The sequence below is a fragment of the Glutamicibacter sp. X7 genome (assembly GCF_054889245.1).
Genome location: NZ_CM142678.1, coordinates 1180642 through 1202090, shown reverse-complemented (window position 1 = coordinate 1202090; position 21449 = coordinate 1180642). Strand labels below are relative to the sequence as shown.

26 protein-coding genes are annotated in these 21449 nt (G+C 62.4%); 8 read left to right on the top strand and 18 right to left on the bottom strand.

All coding sequences use genetic code 11. The annotated features are described in order from the left end of the window. Window positions 1-444: 444 nt before the first annotated feature. The 4 genes from ACYU0X_RS05900 (at window position 445) to ACYU0X_RS05885 (ending at window position 1591) form a co-directional block, all read left to right on the top strand. Window positions 445-783 (top strand): hypothetical protein, encoded by a 339-nt coding sequence (locus ACYU0X_RS05900; RefSeq protein WP_461902414.1) that lies wholly within the window; start codon window positions 445-447, stop codon window positions 781-783. Continuing rightward, window positions 761-859 carry a hypothetical protein gene (locus ACYU0X_RS05895; RefSeq protein ID WP_461902786.1) on the top strand — a complete coding sequence of 33 codons (99 nt, stop codon included), beginning with the start codon at window positions 761-763 and terminating at the stop codon, window positions 857-859. The genes ACYU0X_RS05900 and ACYU0X_RS05895 overlap by 23 nt, the downstream gene beginning before the upstream one ends. A 108-nt stretch (window positions 860-967) precedes the next feature. Next, window positions 968-1378, top strand: coding sequence for a hypothetical protein (locus ACYU0X_RS05890; RefSeq protein WP_461902413.1), 411 nt, complete (start codon window positions 968-970; stop codon window positions 1376-1378). A 42-nt stretch (window positions 1379-1420) separates the two neighbouring features. Beyond that, window positions 1421-1591, top strand: a complete 171-nt coding sequence (locus tag ACYU0X_RS05885; protein ID WP_461902412.1) for a GNAT family N-acetyltransferase — start codon at window positions 1421-1423, stop codon at window positions 1589-1591. Window positions 1592-1596: 5 nt separating this feature from the next. Here the strand turns inward: ACYU0X_RS05885 and ACYU0X_RS05880 are convergent, their stop codons facing one another. Next, window positions 1597-2802 (bottom strand): IS110 family RNA-guided transposase, encoded by a 1206-nt coding sequence (locus ACYU0X_RS05880; RefSeq protein ID WP_461900383.1) that lies wholly within the window; start codon window positions 2800-2802, stop codon window positions 1597-1599. 242 nt (window positions 2803-3044) lie between these two features. Between ACYU0X_RS05880 and ACYU0X_RS05875 the strand changes: the two genes are divergently transcribed. Beyond that, on the top strand, window positions 3045-3353 hold the full coding sequence (locus ACYU0X_RS05875) for a GNAT family N-acetyltransferase (RefSeq protein WP_461902785.1): 309 nt from the start codon (window positions 3045-3047) through the stop codon (window positions 3351-3353). Here ACYU0X_RS05875 and ACYU0X_RS05870 read toward each other — a convergent pair. Together ACYU0X_RS05870 and ACYU0X_RS05865 are read right to left on the bottom strand one after the other, a co-directional pair. Next, the gene (locus tag ACYU0X_RS05870; protein ID WP_461902411.1) at window positions 3267-3770 is read right to left on the bottom strand and encodes a hypothetical protein; all 504 of its coding nucleotides are present in this window, start codon (window positions 3768-3770) and stop codon (window positions 3267-3269) included. The two genes, ACYU0X_RS05875 and ACYU0X_RS05870, sit on opposite strands and share 87 nt — an antisense overlap. A gap of 79 nt (window positions 3771-3849) precedes the next feature. After that, entirely contained in the window at window positions 3850-5370 is a 1521-nt protein-coding gene (locus tag ACYU0X_RS05865; RefSeq protein WP_461902410.1) for a DUF5129 domain-containing protein, read from the bottom strand. Window positions 5371-5463: 93 nt separating this feature from the next. Between ACYU0X_RS05865 and ACYU0X_RS05860 the strand changes: the two genes are divergently transcribed. Next, window positions 5464-5838 carry a PH domain-containing protein gene (locus ACYU0X_RS05860; protein WP_418908843.1) on the top strand — a complete coding sequence of 125 codons (375 nt, stop codon included), beginning with the start codon at window positions 5464-5466 and terminating at the stop codon, window positions 5836-5838. Window positions 5839-5898: 60 nt separating this feature from the next. Continuing rightward, a complete protein-coding gene (locus tag ACYU0X_RS05855) occupies window positions 5899-6420 on the top strand; it encodes a phosphoribosyltransferase (protein WP_418908842.1) in 522 nt (173 codons plus the stop codon). Window positions 6421-6479: 59 nt separating this feature from the next. On the opposite strand, the gene ACYU0X_RS05850 is transcribed toward ACYU0X_RS05855, so the two are convergent. From ACYU0X_RS05850 to infC, 11 genes are all read right to left on the bottom strand, one after another. Further along, window positions 6480-7769, bottom strand: coding sequence for an MFS transporter (locus ACYU0X_RS05850; RefSeq protein ID WP_461902409.1), 1290 nt, complete (start codon window positions 7767-7769; stop codon window positions 6480-6482). A gap of 96 nt (window positions 7770-7865) precedes the next feature. Beyond that, a complete protein-coding gene (locus ACYU0X_RS05845; protein ID WP_461902408.1) occupies window positions 7866-8363 on the bottom strand; it encodes an aminoacyl-tRNA deacylase in 498 nt (165 codons plus the stop codon). Window positions 8364-8388: 25 nt separating this feature from the next. Beyond that, window positions 8389-9069 carry a cyclase family protein gene (locus ACYU0X_RS05840; RefSeq protein ID WP_461902407.1) on the bottom strand — a complete coding sequence of 227 codons (681 nt, stop codon included), beginning with the start codon at window positions 9067-9069 and terminating at the stop codon, window positions 8389-8391. 165 nt (window positions 9070-9234) lie between these two features. After that, window positions 9235-11775 (bottom strand): phenylalanine--tRNA ligase subunit beta, encoded by a 2541-nt coding sequence (gene pheT / locus ACYU0X_RS05835; RefSeq protein ID WP_461902406.1) that lies wholly within the window; start codon window positions 11773-11775, stop codon window positions 9235-9237. Window positions 11776-11778: 3 nt separating this feature from the next. Continuing rightward, window positions 11779-12858, bottom strand: coding sequence for a phenylalanine--tRNA ligase subunit alpha (gene pheS / locus ACYU0X_RS05830; protein ID WP_309408006.1), 1080 nt, complete (start codon window positions 12856-12858; stop codon window positions 11779-11781). Between the two features lie 128 nt (window positions 12859-12986). Then, window positions 12987-13643: a hypothetical protein gene (locus tag ACYU0X_RS05825; RefSeq protein WP_461902405.1), complete on the bottom strand. Its 657-nt coding sequence runs from the start codon at window positions 13641-13643 to the stop codon at window positions 12987-12989. A 144-nt stretch (window positions 13644-13787) separates the two neighbouring features. Then, window positions 13788-14216, bottom strand: a complete 429-nt coding sequence (locus tag ACYU0X_RS05820) for a (deoxy)nucleoside triphosphate pyrophosphohydrolase (protein WP_461902404.1) — start codon at window positions 14214-14216, stop codon at window positions 13788-13790. Continuing rightward, window positions 14213-15109: a TrmH family RNA methyltransferase gene (locus ACYU0X_RS05815; RefSeq protein ID WP_418908835.1), complete on the bottom strand. Its 897-nt coding sequence runs from the start codon at window positions 15107-15109 to the stop codon at window positions 14213-14215. Before ACYU0X_RS05815 ends, ACYU0X_RS05820 begins: the two co-directional genes overlap by 4 nt. Window positions 15110-15201: 92 nt before the next feature. Next, entirely contained in the window at window positions 15202-15882 is a 681-nt protein-coding gene (rplT, locus tag ACYU0X_RS05810; RefSeq protein ID WP_309408016.1) for a 50S ribosomal protein L20, sunset domain variant, read from the bottom strand. 96 nt (window positions 15883-15978) lie between these two features. Further along, window positions 15979-16173 carry a 50S ribosomal protein L35 gene (gene rpmI / locus ACYU0X_RS05805; RefSeq protein ID WP_309408017.1) on the bottom strand — a complete coding sequence of 65 codons (195 nt, stop codon included), beginning with the start codon at window positions 16171-16173 and terminating at the stop codon, window positions 15979-15981. A gap of 170 nt (window positions 16174-16343) precedes the next feature. Next, entirely contained in the window at window positions 16344-17003 is a 660-nt protein-coding gene (infC, locus tag ACYU0X_RS05800; RefSeq protein ID WP_418909314.1) for a translation initiation factor IF-3, read from the bottom strand. 310 nt (window positions 17004-17313) lie between these two features. Between infC and ACYU0X_RS05795 the strand changes: the two genes are divergently transcribed. Then, on the top strand, window positions 17314-17679 hold the full coding sequence (locus ACYU0X_RS05795; protein WP_309408018.1) for a DUF1844 domain-containing protein: 366 nt from the start codon (window positions 17314-17316) through the stop codon (window positions 17677-17679). Between the two features lie 84 nt (window positions 17680-17763). On the opposite strand, the gene ACYU0X_RS05790 is transcribed toward ACYU0X_RS05795, so the two are convergent. The 4 genes from ACYU0X_RS05790 to priA form a co-directional block, all read right to left on the bottom strand. Then, entirely contained in the window at window positions 17764-18129 is a 366-nt protein-coding gene (locus tag ACYU0X_RS05790; RefSeq protein ID WP_309408019.1) for a hypothetical protein, read from the bottom strand. Between the two features lie 172 nt (window positions 18130-18301). Then, window positions 18302-19636, bottom strand: a complete 1335-nt coding sequence (locus ACYU0X_RS05785) for an MFS transporter (protein ID WP_461902403.1) — start codon at window positions 19634-19636, stop codon at window positions 18302-18304. A 23-nt stretch (window positions 19637-19659) separates the two neighbouring features. Next, window positions 19660-20541, bottom strand: coding sequence for an SseB family protein (locus tag ACYU0X_RS05780; protein ID WP_418908833.1), 882 nt, complete (start codon window positions 20539-20541; stop codon window positions 19660-19662). 159 nt (window positions 20542-20700) lie between these two features. Further along, on the bottom strand, window positions 20701-21438 hold the full coding sequence (priA, locus tag ACYU0X_RS05775; RefSeq protein ID WP_461902402.1) for a bifunctional 1-(5-phosphoribosyl)-5-((5-phosphoribosylamino)methylideneamino)imidazole-4-carboxamide isomerase/phosphoribosylanthranilate isomerase PriA: 738 nt from the start codon (window positions 21436-21438) through the stop codon (window positions 20701-20703). Between the last annotated feature and the right edge of the window lie 11 nt (window positions 21439-21449).

The following is a 21449-nucleotide window of genomic DNA, read 5'->3' as shown; positions in this document are numbered from 1 at the left end:
GGGAACGGACGGAAAATCACTACTTGTCTCGTACATATGCCGCTCGTCAGATGAACCAGGGAGCCGGTGGGGCGTTGACTTCACCATCGATTCTGAACCCTTGCACTCAGGCATCCAGTCAGAAGCTTGCACAGAAAATTCAGTTGAAATGTTCACCACCAGAGCATTGAGCCCGACCGAATGGCCGGACACCCTAGAGTCACTGGGCCACGTTGAGCTCGCTGTGTCAGTTTTCGAGGTTGAGAAAGACTAAGGAAGCCGCCGCAGAAGAGTCCAGCTAGATGAACCCTTGCGTTGTCCATGCATCCGCCGCTCGCTATTCGAGCCCGATTCAACGACAACCGATGCGCTCAACAGTATTGTTCGAAGCGTCGCGCACCATGGCCGATCGACACATGGGACCAAGGGTGAGAAAAACGCAATGAAGCCCGTAGGCCAGGTGACATGTCCCAGAGCGAAATGACCCTGCGCGAGATTACGCCGTCGGATGCCGACTTCATTTATTTGCCAGCCTCCGATGCTCGGGTGACCGCCTTCGTGGGAGACGGGCAACCGTGGAGCGAAGAATTCACGATGCAGCGCCTGAACCAGGTGGTACAGGATGACCACATCTATTGGCTACTGGCGCTCGTCGCAGACCGTTTCCCCGATACGGACTTGCTGGCACGGGTGCACGAACAGAACACCGCCTCACTGAAGCTACTCGAACGTCGCGGGTTTCGGCGATGTTTTCGGCTGGGCGGCCAGCGGCACCCTCTGCCTGCGCATCGGGGTCAGCTTTGACCTGGCCGAGGCCGGCGCCGCACATACAGCGCTGGAATCCCGGTCCACCACCGGCAAGGTACTGCTACTTCCCTAATACTGCTAACTGTCTACCCGCGGGCCATGGCGAGACGCCGGCAACGCAACTAGCCTAGACTTGAGGACGCCGGGAGTGAGCGTCGCAGGAGCGACCATAGGGAGCGCTATGGAACCGAGTACCTTGCTACTTGCCGGAATCCTATTGTTGTCGCTAATCACTGTGGAATCCGGTGGCCTGCTGTTATTGCGCATTGGTAGCGGGAACCGCCCTGCGAACGCCCTACAACGCGCCTTTTTTCGGGCAGGGCACGCCCATGCAGCCGTACTGCTCGTGCTATCACTGGCAATCCTGCCGTATACAGAGCACTACACATTCGAGGGTGGCGCGCTATTGCTTGCCCGCATTGGGGTGCCGTTAGCCGCGATTTTAATGCCTGCTGGCTTCTTCCTCAGCGTCTTGGGCACCGACCCGAAGACACCAAATAAATGGCGCTACCTGATATTGGCCGGTGCAGTCGCACTCACCGTCGGGCTGGCCGCATCGGGCATCGGTGCCATCGATGCGGCTCTGACATAATCTCGGCGGCCTTTCGCTTCACTTACCACTAGGCTAGGTGACATGTCCCAGAGCGAACTGACCCTGCGCGAAATTACGCCTTCGGATGCTGACTTCATTTACTCGTTAGCCTCCGATGCCCGGGTGACCGCCTTCGTGGGCGACGGGCAACCGTGGAGCGAAGAATTCACGATGAAACGCCTGAACCAGGCGGTACAGGATGAATCTCAATGAAGTTGTCAAGCGGCAGACGCCGTAGTTGAGGCCAGGCCATGACCGAACACAGTATGGTCACGCAGCATCGCCCAGAGCACGTTCAGACGTCTGCGGGCCAGTGCGAGAACCGCCTGCTTGTGGTTCTTTCCCGAAGCGCGTTTGCGTTCGTAGTACGCCTTGGAGATCGGGCAACACTTTGCCGCGACTTGGGCAGCGAGGAAGCAGGCGCGCAGCAGCCTGCGGTCATAACGCTTCGGCCTGTGGTGATTGCCGCTGATCCGGCCCGAGTCCCTCGGGGCCGGGGCCAGGCCGGCCACACCGGCCAGGCGATCCGCGCTATCGAACTGGGTGATCGAGCCCCCGACGGCCGCGAGGAACTCGGAGGCCAGCAGAGGCCCGAACCCAGGCATCGAGAGCAGGACCTCCGCATCGGTATGCTGCCTGAACCGGGTTTCGATCTGCCGATCCAGATCATCGATGTCCTCATGCAGGCGCAGGATCTCTGTGGCCAGCCGGGACACGATCTTCGCCCCGGCCTCCTGGCCGGGCACCGTAGTATGCTGCATCTTCGCCGCCGCCACCGCACGTTCGGCCGTGTTGGCTGCGCTACGCGCCCCCTGGTTGCGCAGCCACGTCGTCAAGCGTTTCTCACCAAGTCGGCGGATCGCCTCCGGGGTCTGGTAGCCCGTCAACAGCGTCAGTGCAGCCTTGGATTTAGCGTAGTCAAAAGCCCGCTCCAAACCGGGGAAGAACTCCAACAACGTGGCTCGCATCCTGTTGATCGCCCGGGTACGGTCGGTGACCAGATCGGTGCGGTGCGCGGTCAACAAGCGCAGATCCGTGGCGATGTCATCGCTCAGCCGTACCGGGGTCAGATCCCGGCGCATGCGGGCTTGGTCGGCGATAATTCCGGCGTCTTTCGCGTCGGTTTTCCCATCACCCCGGTACGTGCGGGCCGCGTTGAACACGGTGCGTCCCGGGATATAGAGCAGGGTTTGGTCATGAGCGTGCATCAACGCGATCAGCAAGGCAGCACCGCCGCGGTTCAGGTCGGTGGCCCAGGTGACCGCGTCGCCGTCGGCCAGTTCATTGACTTCTGCGATGATCTCGAGGATGAGGGTTTCATCGTTGCTGAATTTCTTCGAGATCAGGCGTTTGCCCTCGGTGTCGATAGCTACGAGGTGGTGATTGGTCTTGCCGGCATCGATACCGGCCCACAGTCGCGGCATGATTAGTGTCCTTCCGTTGCCCGGTGGGTCACTCCGTGATCAACAGCCGCGCCGTCATGTCATTACACAGCGATTGGTTCGCATCTCTCAATCAGCGGTCGAGCCGTTGCGGGATGCTGGGCGGCCAATCATCCTTGCCCATGCACTTGGCGGGTGGCACATGAAAGCCATACCCAGCATCCCCGGAGTGTTCAGGAACTTACCAGCGCTCCTAATCCACATACAAGAAAGGTAATGAGCACATCTGTTGGCTACTGGCTCTCGTCAATCGGATCCCTGTTGGGCTTTTCGTCGCAAGTGACACCGGTAGCGGAGTGGAAGTCGGCTATTGGGTCCGCCCCGAGAACTGGGGGCAAGGAGTGGCCGGACGCATGCTGGATGCCGGGCTGCCGCTCGTCGCAGACCGCTTCCCCGATACGGACTTGCTGGCGCGGGTGCACGAACAGAACACCGCCTCACTGAAGCTACTCGAACGTCGCGGGTTTCGGCGTGGGCACACCGATGATCAACGCATCATGACCCTGCACCGAGCGGCGCAACCTTGCGCATAGCCGCCACAACATTCCACACACCGCCCCTCCGACGGCAAGATCTGCGGCGGCAAGCAACAAGAATCCCGGGCCACCAACCGACACCACGAACAACAGGTGCCCGATGGTGGCCGCTGGAAGAGTGGTGGCTAGGACCGCGCAAGTCAGGGCCAGTCGCGCCCAAAGTCGATCAGCGGGGACCACGACCCGGCCCTGCAACCGCTTCCTAGCTAGTACGCCTAGGGCCAAAATCATGACCTGCAACGCGGCCAACGCGATCACCCCTGCAACGCTGTACGGCACAGCGAGATGCTCGACCTCCCACAACCCCGCGGACATCTGCCGCGCCAAGCCCGGAAGCAGTACTTCCATGGCGCCCAGTAGGATCCACAGCGAAGCAATCAACGGCCACATCAGGGCATGAAGAAACTCTCTCATACATCGATTATCAGCATGAACCTATCGTTAATCAATAGATTTCACCGTTCATCCACGATGGCCGACGAGATAATGCCTCCTAGAACCGCGACGATCCGCCCGATCCCGAGAAGCTGCCTCCCCCGGAGTAGCCATGGGAAATACCCCCGCTGGAGGAACTGGCCGACTGCCGCGAGCTCTCCACCGCGCTGACTCCGGAACTGTATCCAACGTTGTAAGCCTGAACCCGCCAGAACAGATCAGCCGGTGAAATGACGTCAAGAATGGATCCGCCGCCACGTGTTCGTGACCGGTAATTTGCACTGCGTGCCTCACGCAGCTTGTCGCGCATTTGCTGGCGCTCGGATTCCGTTTCGGCATAGCTTTCGATCTGCACCTTGGCGTATTCGTCGAGCCGCGAGGTCAGTCGCTCACGCAACTCCCGCAGCCGGTCCAACGCCGTATCCACGTCGATACGCTCGGCTTTCAGGTCGGTGCCGGTCCGTTCAACGACCGCACGCGCTTCTTCACCAAAGGATTGCAGGGCCGCGAACGCGCTTTGCAGTTTCTCTTCCCCCTCGGAAGGCAGGTTGCCGAGTTCGTCAAGATCCTCCAGGATCGGCGCCGTTTGGGCGCGCCACGCGTCTTCCCAAGTGGCCGAGCGGGTATAAAGTGCCGCGGCGGCGGTGATCGCATCATCCGTGGCATCCAATTCTTGAGCTGTCTCGCGGAACTTCTTGGCGCGCTGCACCGCGGCGCTAGAAGATCGAGCCTTCTTATCCATGGCTTGCAGGTCTTGTTGCTGATCGAAACTCGTGCGGTACTTCTCGGTGAAGTCGGCGAAACGACGCTCCAGATCGGCGGCGTGCCGCGAGCCGGTAGGCAACGTCCGGGCCGATAATTCGGTGACTTCCAAATCCATCGTGACGCGCGTTAGGTGCTCACTGCCAGCCGACAGTTCGGCGGCGAAGCTCTGCCGACGGTGTGCCCGCACCAGGAGCACCGCCCCGGCGGTCACGCCCGCGCCGCCGCCAAGTACTCCGGTGGTGATCCAAAGCGCCGGGGATTTATACCAAGGGCGGTTCATCACCGCCGCTCCCTTGCCGGCGACGGCAATCACCCCGTCGGTCCACCTCGCCTGATTGAAATCCTCGTAGCCCGCCTCGTGAATCGACTGCATTTGGCCGTCGCTAACTTTACGGTCCTCACCGAAATATGTGCCAATCTGCCCGTCACCGGGGCCTTCGACCGAGAGGGTAATAATGAAATACCCATCGGCCCAGTAATCGCCGTAGTCTTCCGGGTCGGCCGAAATCCACTCCGGGTGCGTACTCTTGGCGTAATTCAGCGTTTCGGTGTTGATGTCGTCGGAATACTCCCCTTCACGGGTATAGATGGCGACCTTGGTCGGTTCATAGAAGCTGATATCGGCGAGCGCGTCGCGCAGCTTCTCGTCGTTGAGTACCAGGGCTTCATCATCGATGGAGACCGAAACGAGGTTGTTGGCGGCGGACTGCTCCGAGGTGCTCTGCGCCGCGGCGGATGGTAGCGCCGCCACGGAGCTGAACACCAGGAGTGCAGCGGCCGAGCCCAGCCGGGTGATCTTTGACAGACGGTTCATCGGGCCCCTTCTGCGTGCCGAAGCACGTCGAATAAATCCGGACGTTAGCTTAGTTGTCATCCTAGCCGCTGGCAGCCGGGCTATGCTGAGTCAATGATTGACTTTTCGAATGCGTCTTTGCTGAAGCTCGGTCCGACTAACCCAGCCGATCTAGCCGAAGAGGTCGCGTCCCTGCTCGTGCCCGGCGAGGAAGTACTGGCCGCTTTCAAGGGCGTGCGCGACTCGGTGGCGTTCACCGACAAGCGCATTATCGCCATTAATGTGCAGGGCTTGACCGGCAAGAAACGCGACTACACCTCGCTGCCGTACTCCAAGATCCAGTCCTTTAGTGTCGAGACCGCCGGAACCTTCGACCTGGATTCGGAGCTCGACCTGTGGTTTAGCGGGCTGGGAATGGTGCGCTTCGAGTTCAAGGGGAAGGTGGACGTTCGTGCCTTGGCACAGCTGATCGCCACGAAGGTTCTCTAGCACCGTTAGCTGCACAACATCGATACACCGCCCTGTGCGGCTCACGGTATTATTGGGAGAATGACTAGCATTGACGATTCCGGTATCGACGTCCTTCCAGAGCCAGAGCGCGAGGTGCTCACCTGGGACACCTTCGGCGAAGCATCCCGTGAACTTGCGCAGACCGTTGTTGACAGTGGCTTCGAACCCGACGTCGTGGTGGCCATCGCCCGTGGTGGATTGCTGCTGGCCGGTTCCATCTCCTATGCACTGGGCGTCAAGGCCTGCGGTGCTTTGAACGTCGAGTTCTACACCGGTATCGGCACCGTGTTGCCCGAGCCGGTGGTCTTGCCTCCGATGCTCGACGAGGGACACCTGCGCGATAAGAAGGTCCTTTTGGTCGACGACGTCTCCGACTCGGGCCGCACCCTGGCCAAGGTCGTTGACCTCATCGGCAACTGGGGCGCCGAAGTTAAGACCGTCTGCCTCTACACCAAGCCGCGGACCATCCTGGCCCCGGATTTCGAGTGGCGTCGGACCGACAAGTGGATCACCTTCCCGTGGTCGGCACTGCCGCCGGTGACCGCAGCCACCGAAGCCTAATCGTTTCTAGCCCCACAGCAGATGGTGGCGGTGCCCGCGGGCACCGCCACCATCTCTCGTTAAAGCCTCTTGCCCTGGGCCTCGGCGCTTGCTTGGTGCCGCGCGCGCCCCTGCCGCAGTAGCGCCAGCGAACCAATGGACAGCGCCGCGGCCAACGGAATACCCGCGGAAAGAGCCATCGCCCCCTGCGGGCCAGTCAATTCAATCACCCAGCCAAGTAGCGGACCACCCAAGGCTTGGCCACCGATCGCGATGAGAATGTAAAGAGACATCACCCTCCCGCGAATATAGCGTTCGGAACTTTGTTGCAAGGTGGTGTTCGCTGCCGTCCACATCAGGATGCTGCAGGCCGCGGCCGCGGCAATCAGCGACACGAAGATCCATTGGTTTCCCACGAAGGCGGCGATCAGTTTGAAGATCATGAATCCGACGGTGGCCAAGTAGACGCTGCGTAGCCGAACCACACTACGGCGCAGCGCAAGCAGGGCCCCGATCAGGGCACCGGCTCCAAGGGCCGAGGTATAAAGCCCGTATCCCACACCGCCGGCCCCCACCGCCTCGGCCATACTGGTCAGCAGCACCGGCCAGTTCAGCCCGATCAACGATACGAAGCACAGCAGCAACAGCGTCCAAAAGATCGGCGGGCGTTGCACACAGTATCGCAGTGCCTCGGCAATCTGCCCCTTCGCCTTGGGCGCCGCCTGCCGCGCCTCCGCACGGGCGGCAATCTGCTTCAGCGCCAGCACATTGCCGGCACTGAGCAGGGCCGCCGCCCCGAAGGCCCACCCCGGACCGAGGGGAATCATCAGCCCGCCGACCGCCGGCCCCAGCATGCTGCCGGTCTGAAAGATCGTGGAATTCATGCTGATCGCGTTGGGCAAGCGTGCGGCATCCACCAGCTCGCCAACGAAAACCTGCTGGGCCGGACGTTCGACCACGGAGAGCACGCCCAGCACCGCCACAGCGATGAAGATGGTGGCGACCCCTAACCCACCGGTCAAACCGAGTACCGCCATGAGCAGGGCCACCGCCGCGGCCCCGGATTGGGTGAATAACAGCAGCCGTCCGGTGGCACAACGGTCGGCGATCACCCCACCCCACATTCCCAACAGGAGGGTGGGGCCGAACTGGATCAGCACCAGGGCACCGACCATCGCCGGGCTGCCGGTCAGTTCGAACACCAGCCAATCCTGCACGATGCGCTGAATCCACAAGGAAATCGTCGCCGCCAGTTGACCGGCGGCATAGATGCGAAAGGGCCGACTGTGCAGTGCGGCCAGGGCTCCGGTCTCCCGCGGGCGCGGTCCACGCTTCGGATGCACGCCCGCCCCGGGCCCTTGTCGTTTCATTCTGCTCTTACCTTCCAGCTGTCATGCGCCGCCGCTATGCCGACCCACCGGTCAATGCTAATGCCCGCGGCGGCGCTCCCATGAGCGGCAGGCGAACTATGAAGCCGAGCCCGGTGCCTGATCCGAAATATCGGCCAGGGTGACCTCAAAGAGACGGATCACATCATCGGCCGCCACGTTCAACCCGACTCCGTGCTCACCGCCTCCAAGCGAAATGTGCCGCCCGACAATATGTGCATCGGCAATCACCGGAAGGACCGTACGGGTGCCGAAGGGAGTGATCGTGCCACGCTCATAGCCAGTAACTCGTTGGGCTTCGGCCGCATCCGGCATGGACAGGCGGTTGGTGCCCAACAAGGCCCGCAGTTTGGTCCAGGAGAAGCGGCGATCCCCCGGCACCAGAACCAACACGTAGTCCTCGGCGGCGCGACGCACCACGAGGGTTTTGAGTAGATCTGCGGCGCTGACGCCGCGTGCCTGCGCCGCTTTCTGCAAGCTGGCGACCGGCCCATGGCGCGCCACCGAATACTCGATGCCCGCGGCCTGCACCGCGGCGATTGCCGGATTCTGTGGGGTCTTAGCGTCCGTACCCACTGATGCTCCTCTCTGCGACGCGCGTTTAATTGTCGGCCGCTGCACCCTGTCGCGTTAATACCGCGCGCACGGGCGACCCATCGACCCCGCGTAGCTTTAGGGGAAACGCGCTGAAGCACCAGCCTGTTCCCGAGGCCCGATGCAACTGGGTAAGATTTTCGACGATCAGCCCACCGGCGCCGAGGAAAACCTCATGCACCGGCAGCTGTACCGGTTCGGACTGTTCGGAATCCGGTGTCGGATCTGGGCTGAGCGTATCGACACCGAGCAGACGCACGCCGTGTTCGAGCAGAAACTCGGCGATCTCTACCGCGAGGCTCGGGTGGCGTAAATACTCGTCGGTGCCGAAGTGGCGAGAGTATCCGGTGTGAAAGAGGACGACGGTTCCGGGACGGAGCCCACTGAGCTGACTTCGCACCGTGGCAAGGCTGATTACCGACTGCGCGGGTGGCGTATCAAGGTGCACGATACGTGCCGGGCCGGTGCAGTGCTCCAGCGGGATCCGATCGATCGGCGACCCGTCGGCGATCAGATGTAACGGTGCATCCATATGCGTGCCGCTATGTGAGCCGAGGTGTAGCTCGGCGACCTCGAAGCCGTCGGTTTCCAGTTCCGCGGCCCGTCGCAGCGTCACCTGCGGGTCACCGGGGTAGACCTGCATGCCGGTGTGGATGGGATGGCTGAGGTCGATCAGCTCCTGGCTCACGGCGTTACCTGTACATGGTTCCGGGTCATAGAGCCCATCGTATAACGCTGGGCCTGCACGGCTTTGACGGCGTACGCTGTGGGCGATGAACCGCTGGATACACACAACGGGCCGGTAGTTCGTGCTGAACTACCGACCCGTTGCAGTTAGGTGCGCTTACGCGGTCTAGCGCTGGGTGGCCCCGAAGCGCTCCGCGGCCAGGGAGACCGCAGCGGCGCGCGCCTCGGAGGCCTCATCGGCGGTCAGCGTGCGGTCCGCGGCGCGGAAGCGCAGACCGAAGGCCAGCGACTTCTTCCCCTCGGGGATGCCGGTCCCGGTGTACACATCGAAGAGCGCGATGTCTTCGAGCAGCTCCCCGGCGCCTTCGCGCAGTGCGGCCAGCACGTCACCGGCCACAACTTCCTGATCCACGACCAAGGCCACGTCCTGGGTAGCCAGCGGCTGGGTGGACAGCGCCTGGGCCACGACCACGGCGGGTGCCGCAGCCATCAGGGCCTCGGCGTCCAGCTCCATGGCGCAGGTGCGGGCCGGCAAATCGGCGTCCTTGAGCAACTGCGGGTGCAGTTCACCGGCGTAACCGATCACGGTGCCGTTCACGCTCAGTGCCGCCACGCGGCCCGGGTGGAAGGCCTGGTGGCTGCCCTGGGCAACCTGCAGCGGGGCGCCGAGCACATCGGCCACGGTGCGTGCCGCGTCGATCGCGTCGGCCCAGTCCCAGGCGCGCGGGGTGAAGTCCACCCCGGCAGCAGCTTCATGTCCGGTGAACACGGCGGCCACATGCCATGGCTGGTGCGGTACCCCGTCGAAGAGGTTCGCGAGCACGTCCTCGCTGGGCTTAGCACCCAGCGGAGGCAGTACCGACGAACCCATCTGTTCCTTGGGCAGGAACACCAGGCCACCCTCGTAGAGGGCCAGGTCGCGGAAGCCGCGGCCGTTATTGCGACGTGCGGTTTCCAGCAGCTGCGGCAACAGGCTGGTGCGCAGGAAGCCGAACTCCTTGGAGATCGGGTTGGCCAGCGCCACCGAGGGCACCTCGGTGCCCGCGTTCGCGGTACCGAAAGTGTTGTTCTGCGCGGTGGACACGAAGGGGTAGCACAGCACCTCGGTCAAACCGGCGTCGGCCAGGGCCTGCAGCACGCGGCGGCGTTGCGACTGGCTTCGGGTCAGCCCGCGGCCGGGAGGGGCCACCGGCAGGGTTGCCGGAATCTGGTCGTAACCCACGATACGAGCGACCTCTTCGACAAGGTCTTCCTTAATCGCCAGGTCCGGACGCCAGCTTGGCACCTGCACGGCGAAGCCCTCGGCGGTGCGCGTCACGCTGGCACCGATACCGGTCAGCGCCTCGGTGATCTGCGCGTCGCTGTAGTCCACGCCAATCAGGTGCTGGGCGAAGCCCTCGGGCAGCAGTACCTGTGCCGCTGGGGCCACATCCTGCACATCGGTGATGTTGCGGGTTTCGGTGCCACCGGCCAGCTCGACGAGCAGGTCGACGGCGCGCTGTGCGGCGACGGCGGCCACCTGCGGGTCGACGCCACGTTCGAAACGCTTCGACGCTTCGGAAGGCAGCTTGTGGCGACGGCGCGAGCGGGCGATGGACACCGCATCGAAATGTGCCGCTTCGATCAGCACGCGGGTAGTGGTGTCCGAAACCTCGGTGGAGGCCCCGCCCATCACACCGGCGATACCGATAGGCCCGGAGTCATCGGTAATCAGCAGGTCCTCGAGAGACAGCTCGCGTTCCTTCTCGTCGAGGGTGACCAGCTTCTCCCCCGCCGTCGCGCGGCGCACGGTGATGCCGCCGTTGAGCTTATCGGCATCGTAGAAGTGCAGCGGCTGGCCGAGTTCAAGCATCACGTAGTTCGAGATGTCCACCGGCAACGAAATCGAGCGCATGCCGGCCAGCTGCAGCCGCGAAGCCATCCAGCGCGGAGTCGGCGCGGTGGCGTCGATGCCGGTCACCTCGCGGGTGACAAAACGGTCGCAACCGGGCACGCCATAGATCGGCGCCTCGTCGGCCAGGGTAATGTCCAAGCCCGGGGCCTGCGCCTCGGCGACGGTGACCTTCGAGGCCGGATCGACGAACTCGGTGCCGGTGGCCAGCGCGTATTCGCGAGCCACCCCACGGATCGAGAAGCAGTAGCCGCGATCCGGGGTGACGTTGATTTCCGCGGCCTGGTCGTTCAGTCCGAACAGTTCCATCACGTCGGTGCCCAGTTCCGGGTCGAGGCCCAGCGTGGAGAGCACCATGATGCCGTCGTGGTCCTCGCCAATACCCAGCTCACGGCTCGAGGCGATCATGCCGGCCGATACGTGACCATAGGTTTTGCGGGGGCTGATCTTGAAGTTACCGGGCAGCACCGCGCCGGGCAGGGTCACCACGACCTTTTCGCCCTCGACGAAGTTGTGCGCACCGCACACGATCCCCTGTACACCGCTGGGGTCGATCCCCTTGCCGGTCAGGGTTTGCTCGGCACCCTCGGGCACCACGCGCACCTGGCACCAGTTAATGGTTTTGCCGTTGGAGGCTTCCTCCTTGACGAGCGAGAGCACCTGACCGACGACGATCGGGCCGGAGAGCTCGTCGGAGGGACGGTGCACGTCCTCTTCTTCGAGGCCGACCTTGACCAGGTCGGCCATGACGTCTTCGGCCGTGGCATCGGCCGGTACCTGCGCGTACTCGCGCAGCCAAGACAGTGGAATACGCATTGCTTAGATCTCCATCCCGAAGTGCTGGCTGAAACGGATGTCGCCCTCGATCATGTCGTGCATGTCCGGGACATCGTTACGGAACATGAGCGTGCGCTCAATGCCCATGCCGAAGGCAAAGCCGGAGTAAACCTCCGGGTCGATGCCCGCGGCGCGCAGCACATTCGGGTTGACCATGCCACAGCCACCCCATTCGATCCAGCGTGCCCCGCCCTTGAAGGTCGGGTGCCACAAATCCAGCTCCGCGCTGGGTTCGGTGAACGGGAAGTAGGCCGGACGCAGACGAATTTTCGCTTCCTCGCCGAACATCTGCCGGGCGAAGTGCTCCAGCGTACCGCGCAGGTCGGCCATGGTCAGGTTCTTGTCCACGGCCAGGCCCTCGAACTGATGGAAGACCGGGGTATGGGTGGCGTCCAGTTCATCGGTGCGGAAGGTGCGTCCCGGGCAGAGCACATAGACGGGCACCTCGCGCTCGAGCATCGAACGGACCTGTACCGGGGAGGTGTGCGTGCGCAGCACCAGGTGCGCGTCGGCAGGCTCGATGAAGAAGGTGTCCTGCATTTCGCGGGCCGGGTGATCCGGCTTGAAGTTCAACGCGTCGAAGTTGAACCACTCGGATTCCACCTCGGGCCCCTCGGCAATTTCCCACCCCATGCCGACGAAGATGTCCGAGACGCGGTCCTGCAGCACCGACAGCGGGTGTCGGGCACCGGCACGACGACGGCGTGGTGCAGCGGTGACGTCGACGGTCTCCTCGACGAGGATGCGGGCGGCCTCTTCCTCTTCCAGCACGACGGTGCGGGCGGCAAGAGCCTTGTTGACCCGGCCGCGGGCGGCACCCACGAGCTTGCCGGCCACGGCCTTCTCGGACTTGTCCAGCGAGCCGATCTGGCGGTTGGCCAACGAGAGTGGGGACTTCTCGCCGGTGTGCGCCAGCCGGGCCTCCTTCAGCTGGGCTAGGTCGGAGGCGCTTTCGATGGCCGCTAGGGCTGCCTCGACGGCGGCGGTTACGGCCGCTTCATCGGTGGGATGGGGCACGGGAGGCTGCAACGTGTGTTCCTCCTGGATTGTCTGATCAGACATGGGATCGATCGATCCTTCTCTTCTCTCGCGGGATTCTTAAGTCCCATTCTATTAGCTAAGGCCCGCCATCGTTTGAACGATGACGGGCCCCAAAGCTGTGCTGATGTGCTCACGGCTGCCGCAGCAGCTTAGTGCGTGTGCTCCTTGACACCTTTGGGCGCGAAGGCCAGGGCAAAGATAAAGGTCAGAACCAGCAGGGCCCCGCCAAAGACCACCGAGTAAAACAGCGCGTGTGAGGCGGTGCCGGTGACCTGATACTCGGCCGTGGGCTGCAGCAGGTCGAAGGTCACGGTGTTATGTTCCTGCACACCGGTGGCGGAGTGGCTCACCACGTGCCCGGAGTAGGTAACCGACAGGTGACCGGAGCTGAGCACGCCGCCACCAAGAGCGTCGGCAATACCCGGCATCGAGAACTTGATGTCCTCGCCCTCACTGACCAACTGGGCATCGACGCCGAGCAGGTTCGACAGGGCGTCCTGCAACTGCACCAGGTTCAGCGTGCCGATGGTGCTGAATTCCAGACCAACCTCATCTGCGGTGTCGACCTTGGCGATGCTCCACTCATCGTCTTCGACGGTGAGGATCTGCGAGAGCGGCACGCCGCTGGGGGTCGTGAGCTCGTCGAAGCTGGCCCCGTCGACCAACGACTTGTCGGCGGTCACCTTGACCTGTGCGCTGGCCGAGTCTGCATTCTTGATGTTGATCTGCGCATCTACATTTGCGCAGCCGACCATCGATAGCGCTGCAACCACGGCAAGCATAATGGTGCCGAGAATTTTCTTCACGGAGTAGTCTCCCAAACAACGTTCTTATGAGGCGGCCGAAGCCATTGCGAGGTGCCCTGCCCGCGGGCACCGTTATATCTTACGCGCTGGTAACTCGCCTTTCACCTCACATTTCGGTGAGCGAGATTATCCTGCACGGGGTATTTAGTCAGGTAGACGGCGTGCGACGCGTTCCAGGAGGGCTGCCACAATCGGCGCATCGGCTGGGATCCACGGTACCTGCTCTGCCAGATCCGCGTCGAGCGGCAACCAGCGCAGCTCATCGTGTCCTTCGATAGGTTCCGGAACCCCGTCGTTGACTACGGCAAACCACACGCGCATCGCGGCGGTTTCATGCAGTGGCCAGCCCATGGCGGTGGGTCCGACCAGCTCCTCGCCAAGGGTTACGTCCACGCCCAGTTCTTCACGCACTTCACGGTGCACCGCTTGGACAAGCTCCTCCCCCGGCTCAACTTTTCCGCCGGGAAATTCCCACTGTCCGGCCAGATGCTCCGGGTAGGTGCGGCGTGCGGCCAAAAGGCGGGTCGGAGCGGTCAGCGAATCAAGTATGGCGACAGCAACGATCTGTTTCACGCTCCAGCTCCCATCCGGTTCTGGGCGCGAGCCGAAGCGTAGAGGCACACCGTGGCCGCGGTGCCCACGTTTAGCGATTCGGCGGCACCATAGAGCGGAACGGCGACACCATAGTCACTGGCGTGCTTTTCCTCATCGCTTAGCCCCTGCCCCTCATTGCCAAAGAGCCACGCGCTGGGCTGTTCAAGAGCCGGTTCGTCCTGCGTTGCACCGGCGCCGGAGTCATGCCTTCGCAGCACGCTGGCATCCTGTAGTGCATCCAGGTCATGGGCTCCGTAGCCGTCGGCGGCCAGCAGTTGCACCCCGTTCGCACGAGCCAACTGGGCAAGCTCGGCAAAGTCCACCGCGCTGAGCACCGGCAAATGGAACAGCGAGCCGACGGTGGATCGCACCGCCTTGGGGTTGTAAATATCGACGCTTCCCTTGGAGAGCACCACAGCGTCGGCCCCAGCGGCGTCGGCCGCCCGAAGAATCGTTCCGGCGTTGCCAGGGTCCTGCACTTGGCAGAGAACGGCGATGAGCTTTGGCTGCTGCGCAAAGATCTCCTCGAGCGTGGGCTCGGTGATTCTGGCAACCGCGATGATGCCCTGCGGGGTCATGGTGTCGGCCATGGCCAGCAGAACTTGCCCGGTGACCGTACGGGTGAATACCCGTGTACCGGAAAGCATCTCTACGAACTCGGGGTTGGCCTCGAGGAATCCTTCGGCCGCATAGACCTGAGTGACCAATGAAGGATTGTGCTGGGAAGCCTTGAGGGCTTCGCGCACCGCCTGCGGACCCTCGACCAGAAAGTTGCCGGTGCTCTTGCGTCCCTGCCGGCTGGCGAGTCGTGCGACGGTCTTGACCCGGTCGGCTTTGGGGTTGCTCAGGAGCTCATCGGCGTAGCTGGTCATGATTCGAGGATACTAGCTGACATGCAAACAGGCGGTGTTCACGCGTTCGTGAACACCGCCTGTTAGCTGTGATCTGTCCTATACGGTCAGATCTACTTCATCTTCTGGCGAGCTTCGCCACCGGCAGGCTCGAAGCCTGCGGCCTTGGCGGACTCAACCGAGTTGAACCAGTACTCAGCAACAGTCTGCTCGTACCAGGTCGAGCCCGGTACGTGGTACTTGTTGGAGCCGGCGTTGCCCTTGATGATGAACCCTTCCGGGACATCGGCGCCGTCAACAGCCTTGTATGCACCGACGGCCTCGGCCTTTTCAGCCGGGGTCGACTCAGCAGCGACAGTAGCCTTGGCTTCAACCTTCTTGGTTGCTGCCTTTGGTGCGGCGGCTACTGCCTCAGGCGCTTTTGGGGCGTTGACATCAGCCGGCAAGGCACCCTTTGCAACCTGGACCAGCGCGGCGAAAGCGTTGGCGTCCGAGACGGCCAGTTCGGCCAGCATACGACGGTCAACCTCGACCTCAGCGGCCTTCAGGCCCTGGATCAGGCGGTTGTAGGTCATGCCGTTGGCGCGGGATGCAGCGTTGATGCGCTGGATCCACAGGCGGCGGAAGTCACCCTTGCGCTTGCGGCGGTCGTTGTAGCTGTATACGAACGAGTGGAGCAGCTGCTCCTTGGCCTTACGGTACAGGCGCGAGCGCTGACCGCGGTAACCCTTTGCGCGTTCCATTACGACGCGACGCTTCTTGTGGGCGTTGACTGCCCGCTTCACACGTGCCACGTGTGTACTCCTTCAAGTCGGTTTCCTTCGCCCGGTGGGGTGAAGGGAAAACTATGGTTGTTGGGGTTATGCTTCCCCGAATTGCAAAAGGGAGGCTTAGAGACCCAGCATCCGCTTGATGGTCTTCACATCGGCCTTGGCCACGATCTGGTCGGAAGCCAGGCGACGGGTCAGACGCGAGGACTTGTGCTCCAGGTAGTGGCGGCGGTTAGCCTGCTGGCGCTTGAGCTTGCCGCTACCGGTCAGCTTGAAGCGCTTCTTGGCGCCACTGTGAGTCTTGAACTTCGGCATAGCTGCCGTTCTCCTTACGTGCTCTCGGCGGTCGGTAAACCACCGAGGGATCATCCGAAGCGGCCCTCCCATGGGAGAGGATCGCTGTTGTTCTCTTATAGTTAGATCTTCGCGAAGAAGATCTCCCACCGTTGGACGGTGACAGGCTGCTGTGAACCCAACAGGCGTGGCTAGGCGTCGCCCTCGGCTGCTTCGCGGGCCTGCTCCAGCTTGGCTCGAGCCTCATCGTCCATGGCGGAAGCAACGGACTGACCTTCGGTCTCCTGCGGCGCTTCGGTGTTCACCTTGCTAGCACCGCGGCGGCTACGGCCACCGGACTTCGCCTGCTGCTCGCGACGAGCCTCAGCCTTATTCTTCAATGGGCCAACCACCATGACCATGTTGCGGCCATCGATACGCGGAGCGGACTCCACTGCACCGACTTCGGCGACATCGTCAGCAAACTTCTCGAGCAGGCGAATGCCCATCTCCGGACGCTGCTGTTCACGCCCACGGAACTGGATCATGGCCTTGACCTTGTCACCAGCGGCCAGGAAGCGTAGCGCGTGGCCAACCTTGGTCTCGTAGTCGTGGGTGTCGATCTTCAAACGGAAGCGAACTTCCTTCAGCACCGTATTGGTCTGGTTCTTACGAGCTTCACGAGCCTTGACCGCGGCTTCGTACTTGTACTTGCCGAAGTCCATCAGTTTGCACACCGGAGGCTTGGCGTTAGGCGCCACCTCGACCAAGTCCAGATCGGACTCATGAGCCAGTCGCAATGCGTCCTCGATGCGGACGATGCCGACCTGCTCACCGTTAGGGCCAACGAGACGTACCTCTGGTACGCGAATGCGCTCGTTAATGCGTGGATCGCTGATGTGTTACTCCTGATGTTCGAAAGTCCGTGTCCCGCAAATAAAGAAGGCCTCCATCTGCGAGTTCGCAGGTGAAGGCCATAACGACATCGGCGTGAGAACCCAAAGGATCTCTTAAGGGATGCATTGACATCCTGCCGAAAAACCCGGAAGCCTGAAGTCGGCGACAGCGGGTGGGAGATGGCCTCCACTTGCTGGGCTCAACGCTGGTCCGTTGATCACATCCGGAGGATTCCGGACACTCTCAAGTACCTGCATCGAGTCGGTCTGTGACAAGCTTAGCAGTATGAGTACCGAAGACACCAACTCGCACGAGCACAACGTGGCCCAGGAGGTTCGCGACATCGCCGAGGTCGCGGCCGTTGAAATCATTACCACCGCCGCCGTGCACCTGATGAGCGCCGCCGCAGTTAAATGCGGTCTCGCCGAGGGCGACGACGCCAATGAGCTCAAGGATCTCGACGAGGCCCGTAAGCTCATCACTGCACTAGCAGGCCTAGTCACCGCCGGTGCACCGGAGATCGGTTCACAGCACGCCGCTCCACTGCGCGACGGTTTGCGCAGCCTCCAGCTAGCTTTCCGCGAAGCGTCCATCATTCCGGACGAGCCGGGGAAGGGTCCGGGCGAAAAGTTCACCGGCCCGGTGAACTAAGCGGCATTTAGGTACAAATTTAAGAGATTAAAGTCATGGGGTCCGGATGCGTCTACGCATGCGGGCCCTTTGTTCTTGCGGACATCAGATCGGGCTGTCGACGAGCTCGTCGTCTGATACGCAGACCTTAGCCAGATACAGCCAGACGAATCCGCCGCACACTACGGCGATTGCAGGAATGAGTCCTGCGATTCCTCCCAATGTTCGGGTGTAGAACACTAGGGCTGTATAGATCAGGATGCCGCCCCAGTACAGGCTGCTCCCACGGGCTCTAAAGTTCCAATGCTCTCGGCGATACACCCAAATACCCGTCGCGGCCCCTAGCAGGCCAACGACCGCTATGGCCCACCAGATCAGGGGCACGCCCAGTTCACCAACCACCAGCAAGAAGCCCGCATAGATCACCGCAAGGAGAGCGAATCTCCACCCACGGACTGGATCGATCAACATGCGGATATCACTTCCATCGGTTCGCCTACTAGTCGTCTATCGGCGCCGTCGTCGTCATGATCGCCGATCACGTCGAACCTATCAGCCGGTGACCGGCCGCGCCATTGTACTTAAGTAGGAGGGCTGGGCCGCCAAAGCGACCCAGCCGGTAAGTTATGGCGCCATAAGCAACCTAGTGGACTTGATTCAACGCCGAACGTCGACGCCCCCGAATGCGCCGCCTAATCTGCTGTGCGACAAGGGCCACGAGCACGACGAACACCGCGAGAATGCCGATGCCAGCGAAGGCCGGTCCGGACCCGTAGCCATCGACCATGGCACCGGTCAGCGGCGAACCCAAGGCGGTGCCGGTGGTCATCGCCGTGCCGTACCAACCCATCGCCTCACCGCGTCGCTTTTCGGCCACAAGGTCGGTAAGCCACTCGGAGGCTGCCGAAAGGGTCGGTGCACAGAGCAAGCCGGGGGCAATCGACAGCAGCGCCAGTGACCAGGTATCGGTGGCGAAGTACATCGGGATGGTCAGCACGCCCATGGCCAAAAGGAGGAACAGTGGGGAGATCTGCCGTTCAATCATGCCGTAGAACAACCCACCGACCAGCGAGGCAGCACACCAGAAGAAGAAGACGATCCCGAGATCTGCGGGAACACCGCGGTGTTCCAGATCGGCCACGATCCCCACTTCGGTTCCGGTCAGCAACGCCCCGGCCCCGCCGGCGGCAATAAAGACGGCCAGCACGGTGGCACTCATCCAGCTAAAGCGGCTCTTAAAGGCCCGTCCGCGCGCCTTGATCCGTGCCTTGGTGGACTTCGCACCGGCGAAAATCAGTTCGCCTTCCACTTCGTGCACACCGGCCGGAGCCGAGGCTAGCAGGCTCGCCTCGGCGCCGAGGCATTCCTCGTGGGCACTGGCCGTAGTTTCACCTTCTGTGCTCTCGCTCCGGGTGGGCGGGTTGAGCCACATGAGACCGAGCCCGGCCAGCGAGGTGCTGATGCCGATCACGCTCAGGCCGATGGTCGTACTGATCTGGGTGGCGATCAGTCCGGCGGATGCTGGTCCGACGATGAATACCAGTTCGGTAGCCATCGCATCTAGGGCAAAAGCCGAACGGCGCGTTTCACCGGTGGTCATAATGCCCAAGGCGGTACGGACCACAGAGAAAACCGGCAGCGCGAACAGGCCGCCGATGAAGGCTAGGAGATAAACGAAGGGCAGCGACACATGTGGCACGGTGCACCACACTGCGGTTTCGACAATGACCGAGGGCAAGAGGGCTCTGCGTAAGCCCCAGGTATCTACCCGGCTACCACGCCACGGAGCACCGATCGCAATACCGATGGTCATCAGCGCGGTGGCGAGACCTGCGGTCGTCCAGTCTTGATCGAGGTTGAGCACCAGATGCAGCAACAGCAGCATGCTGAGCGCGGAATGAGGTAGGCGAGCGACCATTCCGATAACTAGTAGGGTCGCGATCTTAGGCTGGCTTAGGATCTGCCAGTACCGTTTCATGCCCACACTATCTTTGTCCTTTCTTAGTGTGCCGTGCTCATCAAACTCAGTTCCATCGAGTCCACTGCTTCGGCGAAGTGAACATCTTGAGCAAGTTCCGTATGGATCTGGCGGGCCGTAGCTTCGGCCAGTTCCTTCGGTGTTCCATGTCGGAAAACCAGTTGTACGTTCAGTTCGGGGCCAACTCCCCCGCCGCCGACAACCGCGCCATCACGGTCGCGGCTGGCTACACCTCGGCCTGGGCCCAGGCGTACCGAATCAATCGTCTGATGCTCGGCAACCACCTGGCCGATGACCTCCGCCAGAGATTCGTCGCGATAACTTGGCACCCAGGGCACCTGTTTCGCCAGCGTCCACACACCCGGACGGCGCAGCACGAACGTGAATTCACTACCGGGGTTCATCACCAAGAGCTGAGCTTCCTCGCTGACCGCGGAGAGCGCCGCCCGAGGTGCGTAGACTGCGACCGGACGCGCCTGCGGGTGCCATGCCTGCAGGTCGTCCACCGTGGTAAAGATCGGCAGTGCCATACGTCCGTCGGGCGCCTTGATTTTCACCAGCGCCATATCGGCTTCCTTATCGGACGCGAATCCGTGTTCGGTCATCGCTTCCTCGCCGAGCTGAGCCACCACGGCAACAAAGACGCGCGCGTTGGCCAGCGCCGCATGCACGCCCGCTTCATCACCGGTTCCGGCACGAAGCGCCTGTATTGCGGCCACCACGTCCGGGTTCGCGAGTCCGTCATCCTGATCGAAATTGTGCAGCGGGTTTCCCTCGCCGCTGAGGTCTCGACCTTCCCAGCTTTGTCCCGCAGAATCGCTCGGTTCACCGGCTCTGGCCAGGGCCGCCGCGATATGTCCGGGCAGGTGTCGCTGCGGGGTTTGCTCTGGGTTGTGACTGCTCATGGCTCCATGCTATCGGTCGGGGCAAGCGGCGAGGTTGTCCTTGCGGCTGAACTCATAGTGCGCTGCGCCACGCACGGTCCTAAGAACGGCTCAGGCCGACAGCGCACCTGTCATGCGCTGTCGGCCTGAGCCGAAATGCTGGGGAATTCCCCTCTGAAGCTAGGCTCGTCCGGCGACGTCGAGCGCCTCGGGCAAGGTGAACTGCCCCGAATAGAGGGCCTTACCCATAATCGCGCCTTCAACTCCGGCAGGAACGAGTTCGCGTAGCACGCGCAGATCTTCCAGCGAGGAAATACCGCCGGAGGCGACGATGGGCTTATCGGTCTTGGCGCAGAGTTCACGCAACAGCTCGACGTTCGGTCCGCGCAGGGTGCCGTCCTTGGTCACGTCGGTGACTACGTACCGCGCGCATCCGGCATCCTCCAAACGCGCCAGCACCTCCCAGAGGTCTCCGCCTTCTTTGGTCCAGCCACGTCCGGCCAAGGTCGTGCCGCGCACGTCCATCCCCACGGCGATCTTGTCACCGAAGCGCTCGATGGCGCGGGCGGTCCATTCCGGGTTTTCCAACGCTGCGGTACCCAGATTGACGCGGGTAGCCCCAAAATCCAGGGCGCGCTCCAGCGAGGCATCGTCGCGGATGCCGCCGGATAGTTCGACGTTGATCTTCAGCTCTTCGGCAATACGCTGCACGATCTGGGTGTTATGCCCTCGGTCGAAAGCGGCATCCAAGTCCACCAGATGCAGCCACTGTGCCCCGTCGTTCTGCCAAGCTAATGCGGCCTCGAGTGGGTCGCCGTAGCCGGTTTCGGAGCCGGCTTCACCCTGCACCAGACGCACCGCCTGTCCCCCGGCGATGTCTACGGCGGGCAACAGCTCAAGAATGGGTAGCTCGCTCATTGCTTGTCTTC

Excerpts from the sequence above, each read along its gene's own strand:
- ACYU0X_RS05795 (WP_309408018.1), top strand. The coding sequence starts at position 17,314 with ATGAGTACCGAAGACACCAACTCGCACGAGCACAACGTGGCCCAGGAG.
- ACYU0X_RS05890 (WP_461902413.1), top strand. The coding sequence starts at position 968 with ATGGAACCGAGTACCTTGCTACTTGCCGGAATCCTATTGTTGTCGCTA.
- ACYU0X_RS05815 (WP_418908835.1), bottom strand. The coding sequence starts at position 15,109 with ATGACCAGCTACGCCGATGAGCTCCTGAGCAACCCCAAAGCCGACCGG.
- ACYU0X_RS05900 (WP_461902414.1), top strand. The coding sequence starts at position 445 with ATGTCCCAGAGCGAAATGACCCTGCGCGAGATTACGCCGTCGGATGCC.
- pheT (WP_461902406.1), bottom strand. The coding sequence starts at position 11,775 with ATGCGTATTCCACTGTCTTGGCTGCGCGAGTACGCGCAGGTACCGGCC.
- ACYU0X_RS05870 (WP_461902411.1), bottom strand. The coding sequence starts at position 3,770 with ATGAGAGAGTTTCTTCATGCCCTGATGTGGCCGTTGATTGCTTCGCTG.
- ACYU0X_RS05880 (WP_461900383.1), bottom strand. The coding sequence starts at position 2,802 with ATGCCGCGACTGTGGGCCGGTATCGATGCCGGCAAGACCAATCACCAC.
- ACYU0X_RS05865 (WP_461902410.1), bottom strand. The coding sequence starts at position 5,370 with ATGAACCGTCTGTCAAAGATCACCCGGCTGGGCTCGGCCGCTGCACTC.
- ACYU0X_RS05860 (WP_418908843.1), top strand. The coding sequence starts at position 5,464 with ATGATTGACTTTTCGAATGCGTCTTTGCTGAAGCTCGGTCCGACTAAC.
- pheS (WP_309408006.1), bottom strand. The coding sequence starts at position 12,858 with ATGTCTGATCAGACAATCCAGGAGGAACACACGTTGCAGCCTCCCGTG.
- ACYU0X_RS05850 (WP_461902409.1), bottom strand. The coding sequence starts at position 7,769 with ATGAAACGACAAGGGCCCGGGGCGGGCGTGCATCCGAAGCGTGGACCG.
- rpmI (WP_309408017.1), bottom strand. The coding sequence starts at position 16,173 with ATGCCGAAGTTCAAGACTCACAGTGGCGCCAAGAAGCGCTTCAAGCTG.
- priA (WP_461902402.1), bottom strand. The coding sequence starts at position 21,438 with ATGAGCGAGCTACCCATTCTTGAGCTGTTGCCCGCCGTAGACATCGCC.
- ACYU0X_RS05855 (WP_418908842.1), top strand. The coding sequence starts at position 5,899 with ATGACTAGCATTGACGATTCCGGTATCGACGTCCTTCCAGAGCCAGAG.
- ACYU0X_RS05885 (WP_461902412.1), top strand. The coding sequence starts at position 1,421 with ATGTCCCAGAGCGAACTGACCCTGCGCGAAATTACGCCTTCGGATGCT.
- ACYU0X_RS05785 (WP_461902403.1), bottom strand. The coding sequence starts at position 19,636 with ATGAAACGGTACTGGCAGATCCTAAGCCAGCCTAAGATCGCGACCCTA.
- ACYU0X_RS05780 (WP_418908833.1), bottom strand. The coding sequence starts at position 20,541 with ATGAGCAGTCACAACCCAGAGCAAACCCCGCAGCGACACCTGCCCGGA.
- ACYU0X_RS05790 (WP_309408019.1), bottom strand. The coding sequence starts at position 18,129 with ATGTTGATCGATCCAGTCCGTGGGTGGAGATTCGCTCTCCTTGCGGTG.